General features: G+C 72.7%; 15 protein-coding genes. 6 read left to right on the top strand and 9 right to left on the bottom strand.

Going from position 1 to position 21,448, the window contains the following annotated elements; genetic code table 11:
- Positions 1 to 79: 79 nt before the first annotated feature.
- The 3 genes from PYR72_RS41390 (at position 80) to PYR72_RS41380 (ending at position 6,086) form a co-directional block, all read left to right on the top strand.
- On the top strand, positions 80 to 3,370 hold the full coding sequence (locus tag PYR72_RS41390; protein ID WP_275460050.1) for a discoidin domain-containing protein: 3,291 nt from the start codon (positions 80 to 82) through the stop codon (positions 3,368 to 3,370).
- A complete protein-coding gene (locus PYR72_RS41385; protein WP_275460049.1) occupies positions 3,367 to 4,860 on the top strand; it encodes a family 43 glycosylhydrolase in 1,494 nt (497 codons plus the stop codon). The genes PYR72_RS41390 and PYR72_RS41385 overlap by 4 nt, the downstream gene beginning before the upstream one ends.
- A gap of 71 nt (positions 4,861 to 4,931) precedes the next feature.
- Entirely contained in the window at positions 4,932 to 6,086 is a 1,155-nt protein-coding gene (locus PYR72_RS41380; RefSeq protein ID WP_275460654.1) for a macro domain-containing protein, read from the top strand.
- A 251-nt stretch (positions 6,087 to 6,337) separates the two neighbouring features.
- On the opposite strand, the gene PYR72_RS41375 is transcribed toward PYR72_RS41380, so the two are convergent.
- Both PYR72_RS41375 and PYR72_RS41370 read right to left on the bottom strand, forming a co-directional pair.
- Entirely contained in the window at positions 6,338 to 7,021 is a 684-nt protein-coding gene (locus PYR72_RS41375; RefSeq protein WP_275460048.1) for an RES family NAD+ phosphorylase, read from the bottom strand.
- A gap of 1 nt (position 7,022) precedes the next feature.
- Positions 7,023 to 7,751, bottom strand: a complete 729-nt coding sequence (locus PYR72_RS41370; RefSeq protein ID WP_275460047.1) for a DUF3168 domain-containing protein — start codon at positions 7,749 to 7,751, stop codon at positions 7,023 to 7,025.
- Between the two features lie 165 nt (positions 7,752 to 7,916).
- On the opposite strand from PYR72_RS41370, the gene PYR72_RS41365 reads away from it, so the two are divergent.
- Positions 7,917 to 12,989, top strand: a complete 5,073-nt coding sequence (locus PYR72_RS41365) for a CHAT domain-containing protein (RefSeq protein WP_275460046.1) — start codon at positions 7,917 to 7,919, stop codon at positions 12,987 to 12,989.
- Positions 12,990 to 13,000: 11 nt separating this feature from the next.
- On the opposite strand, the gene PYR72_RS41360 is transcribed toward PYR72_RS41365, so the two are convergent.
- The 7 genes from PYR72_RS41360 to PYR72_RS41330 all read right to left on the bottom strand — a co-directional run bounded on the left by PYR72_RS41360 (position 13,001) and on the right by PYR72_RS41330 (position 19,765).
- Positions 13,001 to 13,588, bottom strand: a complete 588-nt coding sequence (locus PYR72_RS41360) for a hypothetical protein (protein ID WP_275460045.1) — start codon at positions 13,586 to 13,588, stop codon at positions 13,001 to 13,003.
- Positions 13,589 to 13,616: 28 nt separating this feature from the next.
- Positions 13,617 to 15,185 carry an AAA family ATPase gene (locus PYR72_RS41355; protein ID WP_275460044.1) on the bottom strand — a complete coding sequence of 523 codons (1,569 nt, stop codon included), beginning with the start codon at positions 15,183 to 15,185 and terminating at the stop codon, positions 13,617 to 13,619.
- Positions 15,186 to 15,205: 20 nt separating this feature from the next.
- Entirely contained in the window at positions 15,206 to 15,760 is a 555-nt protein-coding gene (locus tag PYR72_RS41350; protein WP_275460043.1) for a hypothetical protein, read from the bottom strand.
- On the bottom strand, positions 15,757 to 16,089 hold the full coding sequence (locus PYR72_RS41345; protein ID WP_275460042.1) for a hypothetical protein: 333 nt from the start codon (positions 16,087 to 16,089) through the stop codon (positions 15,757 to 15,759). Before PYR72_RS41345 ends, PYR72_RS41350 begins: the two co-directional genes overlap by 4 nt.
- Positions 16,090 to 16,110: 21 nt before the next feature.
- On the bottom strand, positions 16,111 to 17,895 hold the full coding sequence (locus PYR72_RS41340) for a hypothetical protein (RefSeq protein WP_275460041.1): 1,785 nt from the start codon (positions 17,893 to 17,895) through the stop codon (positions 16,111 to 16,113).
- A 51-nt stretch (positions 17,896 to 17,946) separates the two neighbouring features.
- Complete coding sequence (locus PYR72_RS41335) at positions 17,947 to 18,414, bottom strand: hypothetical protein (RefSeq protein WP_275460040.1); 468 nt, start codon at positions 18,412 to 18,414, stop codon at positions 17,947 to 17,949.
- Positions 18,415 to 18,565: 151 nt separating this feature from the next.
- Complete coding sequence (locus PYR72_RS41330) at positions 18,566 to 19,765, bottom strand: aromatic acid exporter family protein (RefSeq protein WP_275460039.1); 1,200 nt, start codon at positions 19,763 to 19,765, stop codon at positions 18,566 to 18,568.
- 302 nt (positions 19,766 to 20,067) lie between these two features.
- Here PYR72_RS41330 and PYR72_RS41325 point away from each other — a divergent pair, with 302 nt between their 5' ends.
- Positions 20,068 to 20,727, top strand: a complete 660-nt coding sequence (locus tag PYR72_RS41325; RefSeq protein ID WP_275460653.1) for a GAF and ANTAR domain-containing protein — start codon at positions 20,068 to 20,070, stop codon at positions 20,725 to 20,727.
- A gap of 424 nt (positions 20,728 to 21,151) precedes the next feature.
- Positions 21,152 to 21,325 carry a hypothetical protein gene (locus PYR72_RS41320; protein WP_275460038.1) on the top strand — a complete coding sequence of 58 codons (174 nt, stop codon included), beginning with the start codon at positions 21,152 to 21,154 and terminating at the stop codon, positions 21,323 to 21,325.
- Positions 21,326 to 21,448 lie beyond the last annotated feature (123 nt).

Below are 21,448 nucleotides of genomic sequence, written 5' to 3'. Positions count from 1 at the left end.
GTTGCGAAAACCTTTTCAGTTCGTTTTCCGCACCCCCCGGTTCACGCACACATGCCGTCAACGGGACAGGGAGCATCCGATGAGAAGACCGCACCTCCTCCTGGACCGCCGCCGGCGCACGAGGTGTGTCCTCGTCGCCCTGGCACTGAGCGCCTGCTCCGTGGTCGCCGCTCCCCCGGCCGCCGCGGCGCAGACCATCGGGTTCCCCACCTTCGGCGGGCCCGCGATCCCGGCACCGCCCGTCGCGCACACCTCCGGCGACATGATGAAGGCCATCTACGACGCGGAGAGTTCCGGCACCGACTTCTGGATGGACCGCCTGCTGGCCCGCTCGGGCAACGACCCCGCCGGGCCGTGGCTGATGAGCCGCGGCCGGGCGTTCTTCATGAAGGAGCACAACCCCGCCCAGCTCGGGTTCGGCGGCAAGGCGGCCTACTGGGAGAGCATCAACGACAGCGCCGCCTACACCGTGGCGGTCACCCCGGGCACCTTCACCGAGCAGGTCGCCCAGCGCCGGCAGACGCCCAGCCACTGGAAGAGCGTCCACACCAGCGGGTCGGTCACGATCGACCAGACGAAGTTCGTCACCGACAACAACGTCGCCGTGACGAACCTGTCCATCAGGAACAACGGCTCCGCCTCCACCACGCTCCGGCTGCGGGCGACCTCGCCGTACACGACCTCGGGCACCGGCAGCGAGCTGACCGGGCAGATCAACGCCCACAACAACCTCACCACCCTGCGTCCCCGGCTCACCGGCGACGGATTCGCGGTCTCCGGCGGGGGTCTCGACCGGTCCGTGACGATCGCGGCCGGTGCCACCGTGACGGCCAAGGTGGTCATGGGCTTCGTCACGGACGAGATCCCGCAGTCGCTGACCGAGTACCACGCCTACGCGGCCCACTCGCCCGCGACCGCGTTCGCCACCCACGTCAGGGCGTACAACCTGTGGTGGGCGCAGAACGTGCCGTACATCGACGTGCCCGAACCGGCCATCAAGAAGAACATCTACTACCGCTGGTGGCTGATGCGCTTCAACAGTCTCGACGCGGACATCCCCGGGCAGACCTTCCAGTTCCCGACGTCCACCGAGGGCGTCCTCGGCTACAACAACGCGATCGCGCTGACCCAGCCGATGCACATCGACGACCTCAAGTACCTGCGGAACCCCGCCTACGCGTACGGGGACTGGCTGAGCGTCGGCCAGACCTCCAAGGGCGGCCGCTTCCTCGACAACCCGGGTGACCCGGAGAACTGGTCCAACAGCTACACCCAGTACATCGCCGAGGCGGCCTGGAAGAGCTACCAGATCCACGGCGGCCAGCCCGGCATCGCCGCCAATCTGGCCCGCTACGCCGAGGGGGACGTCAAGGGGCAGCTCGCGCACTACGACCACGACGGCAACAAGCTCATCGAGTACGACTGGGGCGCCCTGACCGGCAACGACGCCGACGCCGTCTCCTTCCACTGGAAGCCCGGGAACATGGACCGCGCCGAGTCCGCCTACCAGTACAGCGGCGCGCTCGCCGCCGCCCAGGCCTACGAGGCGACCGGCAACACCGCCAAGGCCACCGAGATGCGCACGCTCGCGACGCAGATCAAGGACGCGATCGTGAACGTGCTGTGGAACCCGAACCGGCAGCTGTTCGAGCACCGGCTGAAGTCGACGAACGAGTGGGTGCCCTGGAAGGAGATCAACAACTACTACCCGTTCTCCGTCGGCGCTGTCCCCAACACGGCCACCTACAAGCAGGCGTTGCGCCTGTACGACGACCCGGCGCAGTACCCGGTCTTCCCCTTCTACACGGCCAACCAGGTCGACAAGAAGGCGGCCGCCGACGCGGGCGAGCCCGGCTCCAACAACTTCTCCACCATCAACTCGACCGTGCAGTTCCGGCTGTACTCGTCGGTGCTGCGCGACTACCCCAACTCCTGGATGAGCGCGACCGACTACAAGAAGCTCCTGTACTGGAACACCTGGGCCCAGTACGTCGGCGGCAACACGCAGTGGCCCGACGCCAACGAGTTCTGGGCCGACTGGAACGGCGGCTCGATCGACTACCGCTCCTGGATCCACCACAACATCCTCGGCAGCAGCAACTGGACCGTCATCGAGGACGTCGCCGGGCTGCGCCCGCGCAACGACGCCAAGGTCGAGCTGTCGCCGATCGACATCGGCTGGAGCCACTTCACCGTCAACAACCTCCGCTACCGGGGCGCCGACCTGTCCGTCGTGTGGGACGACCCGGCCGACGGCGTGGTCCGCTACCCGGGCATCCCGGAGGGCTACTCCGTCTACGTCGACGGCGACCGGGTGGCCACCGTCAGCGCGCTGGTGCCGCTGACCTGGGACCCGGCCACCGGTGACGTCACCACCGGCGGCACGGTCACCCACCACGCCGCCAAGTCCGGGCTGAAGGCGCCGAACCAGGTCGTGCAGGACAGTCCGCAGATGGTCGACATGCTCGCCAAGGCCGGCGTCGACCTGACCGCCGACCTCACCAACCTCGCCGCCGGCGCGACCGCGACCGCCTCCCACACCGGCTCCGGCAGTACGGTGGCGGGCGCGGTCGACGGCTACCCCACCAATGAACCGTTCTGGGGCGCGGGCGGCTCCGCCGACGGCCAGGACTGGTACGAGCTGAACTTCGGCACCGCCCGCACGCTGAGCGAGGTCCGGCTGCACTTCAAGGACAGCCGCCCGGCGACCACCACCTACCGGGCGCCGTCCGCGTACACGATCCAGTACCACAACGGCAGTTCCTGGGTGAGCGTCCCCGACCAGACGAAGAGTCCGGCGGCGCCCCGGGCCAACTACAACCGGGTGCGGTTCCCGGCGGTCAGCGCCCAGCGCATCCGGGTCCTGGCCACCCACGCCTCCGGCGCGAGGACGGGGCTGACCGAAATCAAGGTGTTCGACCGGGGCGGCATCCAGCCGCCGGGCAACCTGGCGGCGTCGGCCACGGCGTCGGCGTCGTACACCTCGCCCTGGGAGAGCGTCGCCGCCGTGAACGACGGGATCGATCCGCCGTCGTCCGACGACACCGTGAACCCGCGCTGGGGCACCTGGCCGGAGACGGGCCGGCAGTGGGCCGAACTGACCTGGCCGTCCGCGAAGACCCTGGACAGGGCCGAGGTGTACTTCTTCGACGACGACCAGGGCATCGACATGCCCGCCTCGTGGAAGCTGCAGTACTGGAACGGCAGCGCGTACGCCGACGTGCCCGGAGCCGGGAGCTACCCCCTGGCCAAGAACCAGTACAACACCGTCGCCTTCACCGCCACGAGCACCACCCGGCTCCGGGTGCTGCTCACCGGCAACGGCACGAACTCCGTCGGACTCCTCGAAGCAAAGGTGTACGGACCGTGATCCGACCTAGACTCCTGTCCGCGTTCCTCGCCTCGGCCGCCCTGGCGGTCACCTTCCTGATCGCACCCCGGCCCGCTGCCGCCGCCGTCGCGTTCACCTCGACGGCGGTGAACCGGACCGGCGGCAACTGCCTCGAACTGCCGGGCGGTTCGTCGGCCGACGGCACGCAGCTGCGGGCCTCCGCCTGTGCCGGCGGGGCGAACCAGAGCCTGTCCTTCACCCCGGTGACGGGGACGGCCGACGTCTACACCGTCACCACCGGGTCGGGTCGCTGCGTCGACGTGTACGGCGCCTCCACCGCCGACGACGCCGCGGTCATCCAGTGGCCCTGTCACAGCGGGGCCAACCAGCGGTGGCGGCTCGTCCCGGTGTCGGTGGCGGGCACGGACAGGACCTTCACGCTGGTCTCCGTCGGCTCGGGCAAGTGCGTGGCGCCGAGCGGCGGTTCACCGGCGGCCGGCACCAACCTGGTGCAGCTGCCGTGCTCCACGTCCGACGGCAGGGTGTGGCGGCTGCCCGGCTTCACCGGCGGCCCGGCCCCGAGGACGTTCACCAACCCCCTCGTCCAGCGCGGCCCCGACCCCTGGCTGACGTACCACGACGGCTTCTACTACCTCGCCACCACGACGTGGAACTCGACGGTCACGATGCGCAGGTCGAGCACCCTCGCCGGGCTCGCCACCGCCGAGGAACGGGTGATCTTCCACCTGACCCGGCTCAACGGGGCGGGCACCATGTGGGCCCCGGAGTTCCATCTCCTGGACGGGCCGAACGGCAAGCGCTGGTACTTCTACTACACGGCAGGCCGGGAACCGTTCGACCTCGGCACCCAGCGCATCCACGTCCTGGAGAGCGCCGGCCTGGACCCGATGGGCCCCTACGGTTTCAAGGCCGATCTGCTCGACCCGACGCAGGACAACACCTGGGAGCTGGACCCCGGCATCCTGCAGCTCGACGGCAAGCTGTATCTGCTGGGCACGTTCTACAACGGCTCGCAGCCCTTGTTCATCCGCCCGCTGTCGAACCCATGGACCGCGAGCGGCACCCGCCGGGTGCTGTCCACGCCGACGTACGGCTGGGAGACGGTGGGCGGTGCGGTCAACGAGGGCGCCGAGGTGCTGCAGCGGGGCGGCAGGACCTTCATCGTCTACTCGGCCGGCCACTGCTCGACGCCCGACTACAAGCTCGGCATGCTCACCTACAACGGCGGCGACCCGCTCAGCTCCTCGTCATGGGTCAAGTCCCCGAACCCGGTGTTCCAGCGGTCCAACGCGAACGGGGTGTACGGCCCCGGTCACAACGGCTTCTTCAGGTCGCCCGACGGGACGGAGGACTGGATGGTCTACCACGCCAACGGTTCCGCCTCCGGGGGCTGCGACATGAACCGGTCGACCAGGGCGCAGAAGTTCACCTGGAACGCCGACGGCACCCCGAACTTCGGGACCCCGGTCTCCCTCGGCGTCACCCTGACCGCACCATCGGGCGAATAATCGTACCGTTTTCTCCCGATCGTCCCAAACCGCTTGCCGGGTGCGGGCCCCCTGCCCATCCTTGAGCGGTGATGGATGAGCAGGCGCACGCCGGACCCGACCTCCCGACGACACTGCACAGGCTGGTCGAGGAACTGGGCCGGGTCCGGGCGCTCGGGCTGCTGCGGCTGCACGAGGCCCGGCTGGAGACACTGGCGGCGTGCGCCGCGGACCGGTCCCCGGGTGCGGAGCCGTCCGCACCCGGCGGCCGCGCGGAGCCGGAGGCGGTGGAGCGCCTGCTGCACGCCGTACTGCTGGGCCTGGACGGGGAGTTGCTGCGGGACGCGGCACTGCACTCGTTCGGTTTCGCCCCCGGCACCCGCGATCTGTCGGGCAAGGAGCGCCGGGAGCGGGCGGCCCATGTCTACGGCGTGGGGGCGGAGCGGTTCCGCAAGCACCAGGAGAAGCTGATGCTCCAGCAGGTGGCCCGCGCGGTCATGCACTTCGAGGGCCACCGGGCCGGGCCCGTCCCGGAGTCCCGGGAGAGCGTCCGGGAGGGCGCCGGGGACAGCGAGGTCGCCCCCGTCCGCGCGGGACGCCATGTGGTACGGACCGCGTTCCCCCACGGGGACGTCCTGCTCACCCTGCATGTGGCGCCCATCGAGCTGGTGACGGGCGTGGACGTGCTGGTGTCCTCGGAGAACATCTACTTCGAGATGTCGAAGACGTTCCGGCGGACGGTCTCCGGCAGCCTGCGGCGGGCGGGGGCCACGAAGGATGCCGTCGGTCGGATCACGGACGACGTGATAGCCCGTCAACTTGCCGACTGGGTGAGGAACTTCGGGGTGCCGGGGCTCCCGGTGGCGGCGGGTACGGTCGCCGTGACCTCGCCGGGGGCGCTGGCCGCGCAGGGGGTGCGGCGGATCCTGCACGCGGCGGTCGCCACGCCCTCGGCGACGGGCGACGGGTACGAGACCGCGCCCGCGGCCGTCGCGACGGCCGTCCGGCGCGTCTTCCAGCTGGCGGCGGCCGAGCGGCGCGCGGGCCGCGCGCCCCTGCGGTCCGTCGCGCTCCCTCTGCTCGGGGCGGGCCGGGGCGGCCTCGACGCGCGGACCAGCGCCGAGACCGTCGTCGGAACACTGGAACAGGTGCTGCGGGCCGACCCCGACTGGTCGGTGCATCTGGTGACCCGCAATCCCCTCAGTGCGCGCGCGGTGATCGACGTGCTGCGCGACCGGCGGCCCTGATATTCCGGAATGGACGACGGAGGGGACGGAAGAGCACGGTATTCGAATTCGCTCGCCCCGTGGAACTCGAATACCGTGCTTTCTTCCTGCCGCATTCCCCCGTGCTTTCCCGCGGCCTTTCGAGCAGAAGTATGCACGAGTGGCGACCGGGACCGGAAGCCGCTGCGCCGATCCCCGGCGACAATCCGGAAAGCTACCGGTTCCCGCCCGGAAAAAGCCCGGCCGGACCCCGTGAGAGCGCGGAAGCAGGGTCAGGACCCGATGCCCGGCAGCCGGTCCACCGACCCGATCTCGACGTGGTACTCCTCCAGGGTCTCGGCCAGCCAGCGCAGGCCGTCCTCGTCGTCGAGGGCCCTCGCAGGCTCCTCGGTCACCGTGAGCAGGTCGCTCTCGGCCGCGGAGCCGAACAGGACCAGGGACTCGTGGGGGCCGTCCAGCCGCGAGCGCCAGACGAACCCGTCCGCCCACTCCGCCTCGGCGCGCAGCCAGTGCCCCCAGCGCCGGGTGAACGCGTACTCCGTCGGGTCGGACTCCACGAGCCACCAGTCGCTCTGCTGGACCGCGTTGAGGTGGAGGATGCTGCACAGGGAGACCAGTTCGACGTCGCGGGTGAGCCGGACCTGGGACAGCAGCCTGCCCTCCAGTTCCTTCCGCAGCAGGATGCGAGAGTTGCCGAGGCCGTCGAAGCGCAGGGTGCGGACGAACCTCTCGATGATCGCGGTCTCGGGCCTGGGGGCCGCGTACAGGTACGCGTAGGAATCGTTCGGGGTGCTGTCGAAGCGGCCGCCGCCGAAGTGATGGTCCTGCGGCTCCGGGTTGAAGCGGTCCGCCGCGCGGCGCCGCGAGTGCACCCGGTAGAACACCTCGCCCGCCCTGCGGACCGTCCTGCGGGCGTCGGCCGCGCCCTTCTCGGGAAGTTTCGCTCCACGGGCCATGTCAGTAGTCCTCCCCCACCACGCCCGCGGCGGCGAGCAGTTGATCGTCCAGCCCCGCGCCGAGCAGGGTCGCCGGCACGGCATCCAGCCACGGATTGGGCCCCAGCCACCAGTCGGCCACCCCCCAGGGGTCGGCCGCCGCGCCCAGCATCGCGTTGACGGCGAGCACCAGGGACCGGGGACGGCCCTCGCCGTCGAACTGGAACGCGGGCAGCCGCTCGGGGCCCTGGGGCGCGCGCAACCGGATCAGTTCGGGATGCTCGGCCGCGACCCCGAAGATCTCCGTCAGGTCCGTGTCCGTCAGGGCGGGCTCGGCCAGCAGCCGGTCACGGGCCGAGGCCCAGCGCACCCCGGGGTCCGGCGTGGACCCGGCGGGGGAAGCGGTGGTGCGGGCGACCGTGGACGGGCCGCCCGCACCACCTGTGCCGCCCCTGCCGTCGCTACCGCCCGGCGCGAAGCGTTCCAGCAGGACGTCGTGCGGGGGCCGCCTGGTGAGCGACGAGGAGGTGTACCGCCGGCCCACCGCGCTCCCCTCGTCGTCCGGCAGCGCCGCGCGCAGATGGGCGGCGACGGCCCGCGCGATCCCCCGCGACCGCTGCTCGCCGCCGCCCTCGGCGACGAGGTCGAGCAGGACGTCGAGCTGTTCCCGGTCGGCCGGGGAGAGCTTTTCCCGGATCGACTGCGGTTCCGACACGAGCGCCGCGATGAGTTGCTGCTCGTAATCATCCATGCGTTCCCCTCCTCCGATCCGGAATCCGGATTACGGCCGTACGCTAGTGAGCTACGATCCCCTTGGCAATTCAGATGCCGGTACGGGGACATTCCCCGGCGCGGGCGGGGGGTTTTCGTGTACACCGGAAATCAGGGTTTCGATGATCAGTCCGATGAATCCGGGATGACGGAGCGTTTCGCCCGGATCGACGTCGTCGTGGAACTCCTCGAAGCCGCCGAGGACGCCCTCGGGCAGGAGGACGAGGCCCGCGTCGTGGACCTCGTCGACGAGGTGGAGCGGATGCTGGCGGAGCTGTCCGGCGCCCCCTCCGGGCCGGCCGAACGGCGTCTGCTGCTCGGCCTGTCCGCCGACGCGTCCCGGATCCGCTACGCCCACGGGCAGGCACCCCGGGATCTCGACGACACCGTCGAACGACTGGACACCGTCCACGCGTTGACCGTCGAGGCGTTCACGTCCCCCGGGCCGGAGGGCCCGCCCGACCCCGGTGACCTGGTGCGGGTCCGCCGCGAACTCGCCCTCGACCTCGCGGAACGCTGGCGCACGGCCGAGGACGGCCCCCGGCGGTCCGCCGACGCCGACCGGGTCGTCGACCTCCTCGCGCCGCTCCTCGACGGACCGGACGCACGGTTCCTGCCGGATCCCGCCCAGTGCCGCGCCGTGCTGGGCCTGGTCCTCTCGGACCGCTGCCGGTGCGCCGAACACGACAGCCCCGAACGGCTCGCGGACCGCCGCGCGGCCCTCGGACATCTGCGGTCGGCGCACGACAGCGAGGACCTCGACGCGGACCTGCGCCCCGCGGTCGCCTTCGACCTCGCCCTACTGTCCTACCTCGAACTCGGCGACCGCCACCGCGCGTCCGGCGGTCCGGCCGAAACCCCGGACCCCGCACCGGAGTTCGTCGCCCTGCTGACGGTCCTGCGGCCCCTGCTGGCCGACCCCGGGCCGGCCGGCGCCGACGCGGCGGAGCTGGGCGCGGACGTGTGCGACGCGCTCACGCAGGCCGGCACCGGCCGGGCGGGCCGGGCGGCGGCCGTGGAGTGGTACCGCACGGCCCTCGCCCATCCCGCGCTGCCCGAGGAGGCCGCCCACCGGATCGCGACGAACCTCGGGCTCGCCCTAGCAGAGCGGTCCGAAGTCAACCGTGCGGCCCCTCATCCCGACGACCCCGCACCGGCCGCCGACCGCGCCGGGGCGCTGGCCCTGTGGGAGGAGGCACGGACCCGGCTCTCCCGCGCCGCGGACCCCGGCCGACCCGGAGCGGACCCGGAGGCTGTCGCCGAGGCCCGGGCGGACCTGGTGGCCTGTCTGGCGGGGATCGTCGACCTGCTGTGGATCGAGCTGTCGGACCAGCTGCTGGACGAGGACGGCATCGGCCTCCTCACCGTCCGGGCCCGTGAACTCGCCGCCCTCATCGGCCCGGACGACACCGACCGGGCCGAATTGGTGCTGAAGACCGCGATCGTCCTGACCCGGCGGGTGATCGACCGCGGCACGCCCAACGCGTACGACCTCAGCAACAACGCCCTCCTCACGGGCGCGGCCGATCCGTCCCTGGCCCTGGACCGTACGGTGCCGCGCATCGTGACGGACCTCCGCGAGGCCATCGACCTGCTGCGCACCGGCACGGGTCTCTACCACCACCAGGACGAACTCCACCTGGGCGCCCAGTGTCTGCTGGGCGTCGCGCTGCTCCTCGACTTCGCCTGCGCGCTGCCGCAGGTCCGGCACGCGTCCCTGCGCGAGGCCCTGCGTGTGCTGCGCGTGGTGCTGGAACGGGCGCCCGCCGACAGCGAGTTCCGCGACGAGAACCTCAACGGGTCCTTCCTGACGGCCATGCTGTACCGCGTCTGGTACACCGACCCGTTCGCCGTTCCCCAGGGACCGGGCGGGCCGCCCCTTCCGGACGTCAGCGGGTTCCCCACCGTCGAGGACGATCTGCACCTGCTGGCCGGGCTGCTGGACCCGGCCACCCTGGAACGCGAACCGCACTTCGTCTTCGTCTCCGTCATGGTGGACTTCCTGCGGTCGCCGGACCAGACGCCTTCCGCGGCCGACTGCCGTGCGTGGACGGACCAGTTGCTGCGGGCCGCCCCGCGGCTGGAACCCGAGGCGTGGGCGCTCCGGGCGACGACGCTGGCGGTCGCCGGCACGCTGGGACTCGTCCTCGTCACCCGGGGCGAGGCGACCGGCGCGGAACGGACCGCCGCCCTCACGGCACTGCGGCAGGCCCGGGACGCGCTGCCACCGGGCTCCGCCATGCGCCGGCACATCGAGGAGGCGCTGCGGCAGGGAGCGGTGGCCGATTTCCAGGCGCTGCTGGGCACCTTCTTCCCGGCCTCGCGCCGTGACCGGCCGGCCGAGCCGCAGGCGCCCCGGCCGCAGGAGCCCGTCCCCTCCGATCCGCCGTACGACGAGGGCACCCTCGCCCCGCCCACGATCGACCCCTCCGCGACGATCCTGCTCGGGGACGGCTCCCCCGACCCGTTCGCCGTACCCCTCGGCAGGGTCACCGAGATCCTTTCCGGCGCCCCTGAGCCGGCGAGTCCCGTCGAGGCCGCCGCCCGCTCCCTGGCGCACCACCGCCGCTGGCTGCGGGAACGGGACGGGCAGGACCTGACCCGGGCCATCGCCCTCGTCCGGCACGCCCTCGACGTCCTCGGCCGTACCGCACCGGACGGCGTGCGTCCGGCGGACCCCGACGGCCCGGACCTCGCCGACCGGTGCGCCGAGTTCCTGGCCCGGCTTCTCCTCGACCGGCATGTGCTGCTCGGCGACCACGCCGATCTCGACGCCGCCGTCCACGAGTACGACCTGCTGCTGGACCGCACACCGGACCGGCTCACCCGGCCGCCGCTGCACACCGTGCTGGCACGGGCGGGCGACCCCCGGGTTCCCTCGCACCTGTTCCGCGCCGGGGAGCCGGCCAAGCCCGCTCCCTTCCGGGCCGAACTGCTGGCCGCCGCCGGACCGGCGTGGCTGCTGCTCGCTCGGTCCCGGCGGCGGCACTCCACGACGCTCGCCGACGACGCCGTACGGGCCTGGGAGGAGGCACGGCGCGCCCTGCCCCCGGACCATCCGAGCGGGCCGGCCGTCCGGGCCGAACTGGCCGCGCACGCCCTGCGGCAGGCACGGGAGGCGGGCGACACGGCGGCCGTCCGGGCCCGCGTCGACGCCCTCGTCGAGGCCGCTGCCGCCTGCCCGGCGGACAGTCCGCACCGCCCGGCGCTGTGCCTGCGCGCGGCGGCGGCCCTGGCACGGCCGGGTGACACCGACGGGCCGGACCGGGCCGACGCCCTCGGCCGGGGCATCGCCCTGCTGCGGGACGCGGCAGAGCGGGGCCCGCACGAGTTCCACGGGTCGCGCGGGCGCTGCCTGTACGGGCTGGGCAGTCTTCTGCTGGCCCGGTATCTGGTCACCGGGCGGCGCGAGGACCTGACGGAGTCGGTCGGCGTGCTGCGGGAGGCGTGGGCGGCGCTCAACGCGAGCCCCGGCGACCCGTTCGCGATCGCGCTGATCCGGACCATCGCCCTCGCCCATCGCGCCTTCGGTCCCGGGGACGACCGTCATCGGCGGCAGTCACGGGAGACGGCCCGGTCGGCGCTGACCGGCTACGGCCGCTCCGTCCTGCTGCAGTCGGGCGCGGACCACGGGCTGGAGGCCGCGCGGGCGATCGCGCCCGACATGCTGCGGCTGGTCCGCTGGAGTCTCGCCGACGGCCTGCCCGAGTCGGCCTTCGAGGCGCTCGAACTCGGCCGCGGGCTGGTGCTCAACGCCGCGACGATGAACGTCACCGTCCCCGATCTGCTCCGGGGCGCCGGCCGGCCCGCGCTGGCCGACGAATGGGTCCGGGCGGCCGCCGACGGCGGCGGGCGTCTCGGCGGGGTACCGGACGACCTGCGGGGCCGGGTGCTGGAGGCACTGGCGGGCAGCGCCGCCGAGAAGCGGCTGCTGTCCGCGCCGAGCCCGGCCGTGCTCGGCCGGACCCTGCGCCGGCTGGGGACCGACGTGCTGGCCTACCTTGTCCCCGGCGAGGACGGGGCGCCCGGCCACGCGGTCCTCGTCACGGCGACCGGGGTGGTCGGCTCCCTGCGGCTGCCGAAGCTGACCTCCGTGTCCGCCGGGCCCGTCGGCGCGTACGCCGCCTCGCTGGAGGCGTTCCAGAGGGCGGGCCGGCTGGACCCGCCGGCCCCGCACCACCCGCTGGTCATGCACGAGCTGCACCGCAAGCGTCTGCTGCGGCTGGAGAAGGAGTGGCGGCAGGCGCTGCAGCGGCTGTGCGCATGGGCGGGCGAGGCCGCGATGGCGCCGCTCCTGGCGGCGGCCGACGCCTGGTGGCCGGGGCGGGCCCCACGCGTCGTCCTCGCGCCCGTGGGTCCCCTCGGCATCGTCCCCTGGCACGCGGCGTACTGCCCGGCGCCCGGTCGCGGCGAGGCCGGCGGGCACGCGTGCGAGCGGGCGGTCGTCTCCTACTGTGCCAGCGCCCGTCAGCTCATCGAGGTGGCCGCGCGCCCCACCGCCGTCCTGGGCGGGGGCGCCGTGGCCGTCGTCGTGGACCCGGACGGTTCGGCGACGATGCACCGGGAGGCGGCGCTCGTCGCCGCCCTCCATCCGGAGGTCACCGTGATCGGCGGCACGGGCGAGGACACCGGAACATCGGGAGCCTCCGGCGCCGGCCGGCCGGCGCCGCTGCCGCCCGAACCCCGGTCGCTGGAACGCTTCCTGCCGGGCCGGGGCCCCGCGCCGACGGCCCTGCTGCACGTCAACTGCCACGCGGACACCGGCCCGACCTCGAACGACTCCGTCCTGAAACTGGACGCCACGCACACGGTGTCGGTGCAGGATCTGCTGACCGGCGCCGCCGGCCGTGATCCGCGGATGCCCGGCGGCACGGTCCTGCTCGCCAACTGCACCAGCGACCTGACCCTGAGCGACCACGACGAGGCGCTCACCCTGGCCACGGCCTTCCTGGGCGTGGGCGCCACGGCGGTCGTCGGTTCCCGCTGGGCCGTCGCCGACGACCCCCGGACCACCCTGCTGGTGCTCCTCGTCCACCACCACATGAAGCGGGGCGTGCCGCCGAGGGACGCCCTGCGCGCGGCGCAGTTGTGGATGCTGGACCCGGGCCGGGTCCTGCCCGCCGAGCTGGCCGCGTGCGCGCCGCTGGTCGCGGACACCGCGCACGGTCCGCTGGACGAGCTGGAGGTCTGGGCGTCGTTCACGCATCACGGCCAGTGAGCCGGCCGTCGTCACGGGCCGGGGTCGTCGACGCCCAGATCGCGGCGCATGGTGTGCCGCATGTCCGAGAGCAGCGTCCACGCCGACCGCAGCTGCGGTTCGAACGCCTCCAGCGCCGTGGCGTCGGCGGCAGGGCCGGCGAGGGCCTTCTTCAGCGTGCCGTAACCGCTGTTGAGCTGTCGGCTGACGGTGCCCGCGGCGGCGAGCACGGCCGCCGGCACGATCATCTGGGCCTCGGCATGGCTTTCCCGGTGGGCGGCGCGGCGCTCGTCCAGCTGGTGCAGACACTCCTCGACGCCCGTGCCCTCCTTGAGCGCGTGCCACAGGTTGACCTGGGCGGTCTGGTACTGCCGGGCGGCGGTGTTGAGCGCGATGTAGCAGGCGCGTCGCAGGTCGAGCAGTTCGCGTCCCCGGGCCGCCGACAGCTCGGCCCGGCGCACGCGTTCGCCGTGGGCGCGTTCCTCTCCCTGCTGCCGGGCCAGGGCCTGGAGTTCCAGGCGCTTGGTGCGGTCGGCCCGGCTCTGCGTCAGCAGCGCGGCGCCCAGTGTGCCCACGACTCCGACGGCGGCGACCGCCAGCGCCGCCCAGGTGTCCCCCACCCCGTGCCCCCTCGGCTGTCCGTGTCGGTCAGGTGTCCCCGAGGACGACCACCCTGCGGGGCGTGCCCGCGCCGGCCGGGGCGGTGGGGGTGGCGGACCGGCCGGCGGGCACGGCGCGTTCCCGGCCCCAGGCGCGGATCTCCTCGATCTGCTCGGGGTTGCTGCGGCTGAGGGGTGCGGTGTTGGCGAAGGTGTCCTCGACGAAGGCGGGGTTCAGCCGGTCCGCCCCGCCGCCCAGCAGGACCTCGGCGCCGACGTCGTGGAGGGCCGACTCGATGTCGGAGCCGGCGAAGCCCTCGGAGAGTTCCACCAGTCGGTCGAGCAGGTCCGGGTGGGGTTCGGCCTTGACGTAGCGCCGGTAGTAGAGGGTGATGATCTCCCTGCGGTCCTGGTCGTCGGGCAGGTCGACGAAGAACAGTTCGTCGAAGCGGCCCTTGCGCAGCAGTTCGGGCGGCAGGCTGCGGACGTCGTTGGCGGTGGCCACCACGAAGACGCGGGAGTCCGACTCCTGCAGCCAGAACAGGAACTGGCCGATGATGCGCTGCTGGACGCCGGTGCTGTCGTGGGCGCCGGCCAGTCCCTTCTCGATCTCGTCGATCCACAGGATGCACGGCGCGACGCGGTCGGCGGCGTCGAGCGCCTCCCGCATCCGTCCCTCGGACTCGCCCAGGTAGCGGCCGTGGATGCTGGCCATGTCCAACCGGTAGAGCGGGAGTTGCCACTGCTGGGCGATGGCCTTGGCCGACAGGGACTTGCCGCAGCCGGGGACGCCGACGAGCAGGACACCGCGCGGCGGGCGCAGTTGGGTGCCGCGCAGGTCGGTGTGGATGAGCCGGTGTTTGCGCTCCAGCCAGCCGCGCAGGCTGGTGAGCCCGCCGACGGAGTAGTCGGCGTCCTTGCGGGCGACGCGTTCGAGTCCGGCGAGGTTGTTGAAGATGCGGTCCTTGGAACTGGCGAGGGCCAGCACGTCGGCTGCTTCCACCGAGCCCTTGGCGATGAGGGTGGCCAGGAGGTTCACCGCCTCGCCCTCGGTGACTCCCTGGAGGAACTCGGCGGCCCGGCGGGCGTCGTGCTCGGTCCAGGCGATGGCGACCACGCCCCGGTGGTCGCCGAGGAAGCCGCTGATGGTCACGTACATCTCGTCGGCGTTCGGCAGGTCCAGCTGCAGGCTCATGCCCAGGCGCTGCAGACCGCTCCAGATGGGGTTGTCGGTGATGAGGACGACGCATCCGGCATGGGCGTCGGCGATCCGGGCGAGTTCGGCGACGTTACGGGTGAAGGGGGTGTCGGACTCCAGCTCCCCGGGGTCGACCAGGACGAGCGTGGCCTGCGGGCGGGCGGCGAACTGGGCGGCGGCGAAGTCCATGGCTCCGGTCAGCGACCGGTCCTCCAGGACGGCCGCCCCGGACCGCAGGTCGCGCAGGCCGGTGGCCCGGGTGTGGATCCAGAACTGCTGGGAGGCGCGCCCGGGCCGGCTCGCGACCTCTTTCAGCATGCGCAGGGCGCGGGCCTGTTCGATGGTGCGCAGCCCGACGACGGGCACCCGTGCGGTGAGGTAGTTGTCCAGGTCGCGCTTGCTGTCGGCGTAGTTCGGCATGGTGGTTCTCCGTGGTGGCGTCAGTCGGGGGTGACGATGCGACGTCCGCCGGTCGGCTCGTACCAGCCGACGGGGGGCGGTGCGGACGGCTCGGACAGCACCGCGGTGAGGGGGTTGTCGCGCAGGGTACGGCGCCGGGTCTCGACGGCGTGGGGGTCCGCGCCCTCCGCGAGCAGTGCCTGCACGCCCCGTTCGAGTTCGTCCTGGAGGCGGCGGGTGTGGTCGTCCATGAGGCCGGCCATGCGCCGGCGGAAGTCGGCGGGCAGGCTGGTGTGGGTGATGACGGAGCGGACGGAGCGCAGGACGTCGCGGCCCCGGGTGAGGGCCCGTCCGACGGAGAACTCGTCCGCGGCGTCGTTCACCTCGCGGACCATCAGGTCGAGCCCGTCCTGCAGCCGCCGGTCGACGGCGGCGGCGATGCGGGTCAGCAGCCGTTGCCAGGTGTCGGCCGGGAGGCTGTCGGGGGACAGCGGCGGCAGGTGCAGGGGGTCGGGCTGTTCGCCGTCGGCCCAGCGGTCCAGGGTCCGCGCCCAGATCTGGTAGTCGCTGCCGCCTCCCCACCGGGCCTGGTTCACAGGTCCCCCGACGGTCGGCGTACGAGCTGTTCCCCCGGTGGCAGGGGGTCCCAGGCGGGGAGGTCGGTGACGGTTCGCCGCAGCCGCCGGGTGACGGGTTCTGCCGTGGGCCGGTCCGGCGGACGCGGCGGGTCCGAGGCCCAGGGGGCGGGCGCGCTGGGCGGTGTGGGCGGAACGGGCCCCGTGGCGGCGTCGGAGTCGCGCTGACCGGGTACGGCGGGAGGCTCCTGGGGTCTGGGGGGCGCCGCGAACGGCCGTAGGTGTTCCGGGATCTCGGGCCGGAGCCAGGGGGGTGTGGAGTCCGGGGTGAAGGGGAGGTCGTCGCTCATGGTGATGTCCTCTCGGCCGGCTCAGTCGCCGGCGCCGACGACGCGGCCCTCGAAGGGGGAGGGGGCGCCGGTCGCGGTGTTCAGGGAGGCGATGAACGTGCGGGCCTCGGCCTCCACGAAGTCGGCGGCCCAGTACTGCTGTTGCCAGTCGGTGAGTTCGGCGTGGGCGCCCCTGAGCTGCCCGATGGCCTCCGTCATGTGCCGGCTGAGCAGTTCCCGGGCCTGTTCCTGGGCGGTGCGCGCGGCGTCGGCGCGGTTGTACAGGACGATGCCCCAGATGCCTCCGACGGTGAGGGCCGCGATCAGCGCGAACCCGACATGGACGCCGAGGAAGACCACGAGGATCGCGGTGACCGCGGCGCCGAGGAGGGCGAGGGAGGACCGGTAGTCGTAGGCGAGGGACTTGACGTACAGGTCGACGTAGCCGCTCCAGTGCCGGGTCAGGGACGCCTCCAGGTCCGGCAGGTCGTCGGTGAGCGGCTTGGTCCAGGTGGTGAGCTTGAAGCGCTGGGTGCCCTGGCCGATGCCATAGGTGTTGCGCAGCGAGATCTCGATCCTGGGCGGCACGGCGGCCCGGTAGTCGCGGCTGAATCCGGCGTGCGCCTGCGCGAACCACTCCTGGCAGGACGCGACGGCGACCCGCTGAGCCGCGGGTGAGGCGCCCACGGCCTCGGGGTCGAGGGCCGCGACCGACTGCACGCTCAGGTAGTTGCGGGTCTCCTCCAGCGCCTCGGAGCGCATGTCCGCCTCACTGCGGGCGGCCTCCTCGTCCCCGTCGTGGCGCACGATGGCCTGGTTGAGCATCAGTTCGCGCTGGAGGGGGAGTTCCTCCTCGTCCGAGTTGCGGACCAGGTTGTCGAGGATGTCGTCGACGGTGTCCTCCAGGTTGTGGGCCGGGAGGATCTCGCTCTCCATGAGGGTGCGGAACCGGCTCAGCAGCGCCTCGTGCGCGCGGGCGCGGGCGAGGACGTCGTCGAGGGCCGCCCACTGGGGGCACACCTCGGTCAGACGGGGGAAGTCGGCGGCGGCCGACGGGGCGCGCAGGGAGTCGATCTCCTGCCGCCAGCGTCCCGCCTGGGCCGCGCGTACGGCGTCGTCGTCGAGCAGACGCTTGCGCCACTCCTCCAGTGTCCGGGTGAGGAGTTGGCGGCCCGGGGGTCCGAAGGCGCCCTGGGAGACACATTCCAGGATGACCTGGAACTCCCGGCCGAGCACCCGGGGGTCCTGTCCCTCCAGGTAGTGCCGCAGCCAGCGCAGCGAGGCGTCCTGGCGTCCCTGTCGGCGGAGGATCAGTGCGAAGAAGAGGGAGGTCTTCGACGTGGAGCGCCGGAACGCCTCCTCGACCGCCCGTGCGCACAGCGCCTCGTCGTCACCGGCCCAGGCCGCCAGCCCGACCAGGGCGGGGGCCAGCCAGTAGCGCGGCGTCTGGATCATCAGCTCCTCGCTGACCTGCCGGACCGTCTCCTCCTGGACGAGTCCGGTGTCGAACGCCTGGAGGATGCCGGTCGCGGTCCGGCGGACCACCTTGTGGTGCCCGTACTTGTGCTCGACCTCGTCGTTGATGCGGACGATCCGGGTCTCCGCGCGCTGGGCGGCGGCGATGCGCTCGGTTCTCCCGACGAACTCCAGGAACTTGTCGTAGAGGACCTCCAGGCGGTCCTTGGTCTGCGCCTGTACGGCCTTGACGTCGCGGACCTCACCGTCCACCTGCTCGATCTGGCCTCCGAGCGAGCGGACGGAGCGCTCCAGCTGGCGCTCCAGGTTGTTGATGCTGCTGAGGATGGGGCCGAGGTTGATGTCGCTCACGCGCGTCTCCGTTCGGTGCCGTGTCGTTCTCGTGCGGCGCGGTCCGCCGTCTCAGGGCCTGACGACACCGCCGTCGGGCAGCACGGGCAGGACCAGCCCGTCCGCGTACACCTCGACGAACGCGTACGCGTCCGAACGGGCCAGCATCCGGGCGGCGTCGAACGGCGGCGGCATCGTGTCGTGTGCGGTGCAGTGGCCCAGGATGCGTCCGTCGAGGCCGAGTCGGTGGTCCACGTAGGGGGAACCGAGCAGGCACCGCGCGACGAAACCCACCGGGACCGGAGCCCCGCGACAGGTGTACTGCTCGCACAGCCACGCGGCGATGTCCCGGACCGCGGAGTCGTCCACCGCGGCGTCCAACCGGCGCAGTCCGCCGAGGAGTTCCGGTGTGCGGGCGGCGAACATCTGCCGGGTGTCCACGGGTCCGGGCGTCGGCGGCGCCGTGATCCGCGCGGCGCCGGGCGCCACGGACGTGCCCGGTGGCACGACGATGCGGCGAGGCCGCTCAACGGATCCCATGGATGCCCCCTGCTGACATGGACCGACCTGCGTCTCTTCGGTGACGCGCTGTATCCGAAGGGTATTGACGCCCCATCCGCAGCGCCTAAGTTGAGCGGTATCAATCGACAATGACCGTTTACTACCCGGATAAGTACCGGATAACGACCGGCTACCGCCCCGGCCCACGCCCGTCCGTCCGGCCGGTGCCCGGGTGGGGGTCCTGGACGAGCTGGTCGGCCAGGCGATGGGCCTGGGCCAGCAGCGTTCCGTAGGTCACGAGCGCGTCGGGGTCGTCGTCGACGGCACCCGGCAACCGACGGCGGAACTCGTCGAGCGTGCGACGGAGTTCGACGGCCGCCTCCCGCAACTCCGCGGCGGCGGGCCCGTCGTGATCGCACGGGCCGAAGCGGGTGCGGCCGTACAGCCGGACGGCGTGTGCGGTGCGGCGCAGGAAGTCGGCGTAGGGGCGGGCGATCACGTCGTCCGGCCGGGCCGCCCTGCCGTCGTCCACGGTCTCCCACACCGTGCGTGTCACGCCCGCGGTGTGGACGGCCACCTGGTCGAGCACGACCAGCGCGTCGCCGTACGCCTCGCCCGGGGCGGCGACGCCGTGCCTGCGACGGCCCCGGGGGTTGACGCGCATGCTCTCCCGGCTCCAGTCGATCGCCGACCTCGCCTGCTCCACCAGGCGGCCCAGGCGCAGCGCGCGTTCGTGCCACTCCCCCGCCTGGTGCCCGTTCCACTCACCGGCGGCCAGCCCGTCCGCGACGGCGTCCAGGATCTCCCCGGCCTCGCGGGCGGCGTCCCGCAGCGCGGCGGCGGTGTCGCGCAGGTACACCGGCGGCCGTACCAGCGCGTTGACCGCGACGCCGACCAGCGCGCCGAAGACCGCCTCCGCGACGCGGGCCGCCGAGGCGGCGACGGTGACCTGGCCGCCGGTCAGCACGAAGAGCGCGCCGGTGGCGGCGTACACGCCCTGGCTGCCCAGCCGCTGCCACTGGCCCAGCAGCAGTACGGTCGGCAGGACCAGGGCCATCGTGACCAGCGTGGTGTCCAGCACCAGCGCCACCGCCGTGGCCAGCACCGTGCCCGCGGCGATCGCCGCGAGTTGCTGCAGCCCGTGCGCGAGCGACCGGTAGACCGTCGACTCCACCAGGACGACCGCCACCCACGGCGCCACGAACGCCATCGGTGCGCCGAGCCACCAGCCCGCCACCGCCCACGCCACCCAGGCGGCCAGTGCCCCCTTCGCGGCCTGCGCCACCAGATCCCGTTCCCGGCCCGGCTCCGTCCAGGCCCGCCGCAGCGTCGTCACGACGGCCGCGCCGCGCCTGCGTGTCTCCCGTACCGTCCTGTCGGTCCACTCCATGCTCCCCCAAGTGCCACATCCGCGGCGGGACGCACCCCCGAACCGCTCCGTCCCGACCTGCGGACACCTCACGGCGGTGGATGCGGCGTCGCGGTGCGACACCGGAAGGCGGCTTGGCCCCGGCCGTAGGGGGCAGGCGATGGCGTGCGGGCGACGGTGGTGCGCATCCGCCGAGGTTCCGGGGCGGGCGCTGTCATGGCGGCTTCGCGCGGGCGCGCGTGCGAGGCTGGGACCGAGGATGGTCCCGACAGGGCGACGAGGAGACGGAGGACGGCGTGGACTGGGATCGATTCGCCCGGCAGATGGCGTCGATGGCGCGGGACCTGCTGGCACAGCCGTCGGTCGACGCCACGCTGGACCGGATCACCGCCTCGGCCACCGAACTGGTGACGGGCTGTGACGCGGCCGGCATCCTGGTGCTGCACGACTCGACCGTGGAGTCGCTGGCCGCCACGGAGCAACTGGTGATCGACAGCGATCGGCTGCAGGAACAACTGCGGGAGGGGCCGTGCTTCGACGCCGCCCGCAGTTCGACGGGGGAGCGCGTCTTCCGCATCCACGACCTCTCCGCCGAGCAGCCGCGCTGGCCCGCCTACGCCCCGGCCGCACGCCGGCTCGGCCTCGGCAGCATGATGGGGTTCCTACTGTTCACCGAGCAGGAGGACCTGGGCGCACTCAACCTCTACCCCCGCGAGCCCGGCGCGTTCACCGAGGTCAGCGAGCTGGCGGGCTGGCTGCTCGCCTCGCATGCCGCGGTCGCCTTCTCCAGCGCCCGCACACACGCCCAGATGGAGCGGGCCGTGGCCACCCGGCACCTCATCGGCGAGGCCATGGGCATCCTCATGGGCAGTCTCCACGTCAGCGAGGAGGAGGCGTTCGACGTGCTGCGCCGGTTCTCGCAGGAGAACAACATCAAGCTCCGCGAGGTGGCCCGGCGCATCTGCGAGCGGGGCGCGCTGTAGGCGATTACGGGGGACGGCTCCTCCGGCACGTTGTCTGAACCAGAGAAGCCTGACCGGGCCGGCCCCCAGGGGAACGTCGCCGAATCCGGTCTGCCCACCAAGTCCCCCCGCCCCGCCTCCCCACACCTGCTCACCTCGACGGACCCGCCCGCGGAAGGCCCCCGCCCGGGCGTTTCCCGCGGCGCGCGACGAAAACCCCGTGACCATGGCGTCCTCCGACTGTCAGGACACCGGGACCGGGAGGCGGCGGGTGCTCCGTCGCGTCCGGATGGTGGACGCGGACGGCGTCCGGGTGAACGCGGTGGCACCGGGCCCGTGTGGACCCCGAGCGCACGACGGCGCCGTTTACGCGCTCGGCCGACGGGAACCCGTGCCGCACCAAGCGAGAAGAAACGATTCGGGTCCCGAAAGAAGATGAGGCGTCGTGAGTACGCACACCGTCGAGAAACTCGTCGTCCGCGAGAGCGGCTGGGCCAAGGCCCGGCGTCGGCGCGGGAAGGGTGTGCGCCTGTGCCTTCCCGCCGTCGCCGACAGGAGGGAAGGCACCGGGGTCACGGGGACCGGGGCGGACGCGCACATCGTCAGGGGTGACGACTGACGGCTGACGGCTGACGGCTGACGGCTGACCGGGTTCACGGGTTGTACGGCGAGGGGCCGGTGGAGAACAGTTCCGACTGTTCTCCACCGGCCCCTCGCCGTCCCCGTACCGCCTCCCCGGAGG

This window comes from Streptomyces sp. VNUA24, from assembly GCF_029167005.1.
In the GTDB taxonomy this organism is placed as follows: domain Bacteria; phylum Actinomycetota; class Actinomycetes; order Streptomycetales; family Streptomycetaceae; genus Streptomyces; species Streptomyces scabiei.
This window is presented reverse-complemented; position numbering and strand designations above follow the sequence as displayed.

Bases quoted from the DNA above. Each gene is read 5' to 3' on its own strand.
- PYR72_RS41335 (WP_275460040.1), bottom strand. From the start codon at position 18,414: ATGGGATCCGTTGAGCGGCCTCGCCGCATCGTCGTGCCACCGGGCACG.
- PYR72_RS41370 (WP_275460047.1), bottom strand. From the start codon at position 7,751: ATGGATGATTACGAGCAGCAACTCATCGCGGCGCTCGTGTCGGAACCG.
- PYR72_RS41345 (WP_275460042.1), bottom strand. From the start codon at position 16,089: ATGAGCGACGACCTCCCCTTCACCCCGGACTCCACACCCCCCTGGCTC.
- PYR72_RS41355 (WP_275460044.1), bottom strand. From the start codon at position 15,185: ATGCCGAACTACGCCGACAGCAAGCGCGACCTGGACAACTACCTCACC.
- PYR72_RS41330 (WP_275460039.1), bottom strand. From the start codon at position 19,765: ATGGAGTGGACCGACAGGACGGTACGGGAGACACGCAGGCGCGGCGCG.
- PYR72_RS41375 (WP_275460048.1), bottom strand. From the start codon at position 7,021: ATGGCCCGTGGAGCGAAACTTCCCGAGAAGGGCGCGGCCGACGCCCGC.
- PYR72_RS41365 (WP_275460046.1), top strand. From the start codon at position 7,917: ATGACGGAGCGTTTCGCCCGGATCGACGTCGTCGTGGAACTCCTCGAA.
- PYR72_RS41380 (WP_275460654.1), top strand. From the start codon at position 4,932: ATGGATGAGCAGGCGCACGCCGGACCCGACCTCCCGACGACACTGCAC.
- PYR72_RS41325 (WP_275460653.1), top strand. From the start codon at position 20,068: ATGGCGTCGATGGCGCGGGACCTGCTGGCACAGCCGTCGGTCGACGCC.
- PYR72_RS41390 (WP_275460050.1), top strand. From the start codon at position 80: ATGAGAAGACCGCACCTCCTCCTGGACCGCCGCCGGCGCACGAGGTGT.